General features: G+C 66.2%; 2 protein-coding genes. Both read right to left on the bottom strand.

Annotated features, from left to right (window positions below; genetic code table 11):
* Positions 1–11: 11 nt before the first annotated feature.
* Positions 12–1145: an IS630 family transposase gene (locus ACWCRJ_RS44540; protein WP_327749905.1), complete on the bottom strand. Its 1134-nt coding sequence runs from the start codon at positions 1143–1145 to the stop codon at positions 12–14.
* 36 nt (positions 1146–1181) lie between these two features.
* Positions 1182–1514, bottom strand: a complete 333-nt coding sequence (locus ACWCRJ_RS44535; protein WP_450944694.1) for a glyoxalase superfamily protein — start codon at positions 1512–1514, stop codon at positions 1182–1184.
* Positions 1515–1566: the final 52 nt, after the last annotated feature.

The raw sequence follows: 1566 nt of genomic DNA, 5'->3' as shown, positions 1-1566 counted from the left end.
CTAGTGCCGCATCAGGCAACGTTCGCCCTGTCGACCACTGCTCGTAGCCGTTGATCGTCGGCGTGACGGTTTCGCCAGATGATGTAGCGGCGGATCATGCTGCCCTGCTCCTTGTGGCTGGCGTGGTCGGTGCCGTCGAGGGTGAAGTAGCGCAGGGCGGTGAACTGGGCCTCGATGCGGTTCAGCCACGAGCTGTTCGTGGGCGTGTAGGCGAACTCGACGTTGTTGGCCGTGGCCCAGTCGCCGACCCGGCTGTCCTTCTTCGTGGTCAGGTGCGGGGAGAAGTTGTCGAGCACGATCGCGATGCGGATCTCCGGCGGGTGGAGGCTGCGCAGGTAGCGGCAGAACTCCAGGAACCTCGTCCGGTTCTTCTTCGGCTTGATGTGGCCGTAGAGCTTGTCCTTGCCGAGGTCGTAGGCGGCGAACAGGTGCCTGACCCCGTGCGGACGGGTGTAGGTCGCCCGTCTGCGGGGCCTCGGCTCCCGGCCGGGGTCCTTGTGCCGTCCTCCGCGCTCGGCCCACTGCCGGCCGGGGTGGGGTTGAAGGTTGAGCGGGCCGAACTCGTCCAGGCATAAGACGACTTCGGGTTCGCCGTCCTCGGGTATGACCTCGCCGTCGGCGATCGCGTAGAGGTGCTCGACGCGGGCTTTCTTGGCGGTGTAATCGGGATCGCGGGAGGTCTTCCAGGTCTTTATGCGTTGAAACGACACGCCCTCCTCGCGGAGCAGGACCCGAAGGCCCTCGTGGCTGATGTCGTCGACCACCCCCTCGGCGACCAGGAAGTCGGCCAGCTTGACCAGGCTCCAGGTCGAGAACGGCAGACCGTGCTCGGCCGGCCTGGACTTGGCGATCTTCTTGATCTCGCGCCGCTCGGGCAGGGTGAATGTCCTGGGCCGACCGCCTTTGTACTTCGGGTAGAGGGAGTCGAAGCTGTCGGCGTTGAAGTTGTGGATCACATCCCGGACCCGGTCCACGCTGGTGAACGTCGCCTCGGCAATCTTCGCCACGGGCATGCTCTGCGCGGACAGCAGCACCATCTGCGCCCGCCGCCACGTCACCACCGACCCGCTGCCCCGGCGGATGATCCGCAGCAGGCGCTGCCCCTCGTCGTCATCGATCTCGCGGACGCGTACTCGCTCAGCCACCAGCACAGCTTCCCTGCCGCGCGCTGCCGGCGAGTGTCATTCCGTCGGCGTGCCGATCCGAAGCCGGTTGCCGTCAGGGTCGTGCAGCTCAACCTCACGCGCCCACGGAGCGTCCTTCGCCTGCACACCAAACTCGGAGGCGATGGCCTCGACATCACGAATGCGGAGGTAGACCAACGTGTCAGGGCGGGCATCTCCCTTGTGCTCCGACAAGAACAACCGCACCCCGCCCCGGGCGACCTCGATGAACGCGGGAAGTCCCGGCTCGAAGCGGTGTTCCCACTGCTTGGTGAAGCCCAGTCGCTCGTACCAGGCGACCGCCGCCGCAGCGTCCACAACGCGAAGAATGGGAATGACTTCCTCGTCCATGGCGCCATCGTCGCAGACCGCCCAGGGCGAACGTTGCCTGATGCGGCACTAG

The sequence above is a fragment of the Streptomyces sp. NPDC002324 genome, from assembly GCF_053593335.1.
This window is presented reverse-complemented; position numbering and strand designations above follow the sequence as displayed.

Coding starts and splice junctions, on each gene's coding strand:
- ACWCRJ_RS44535 (WP_450944694.1), bottom strand. CDS start 1,514: ATGGACGAGGAAGTCATTCCCATTCTTCGCGTTGTGGACGCTGCGGCG.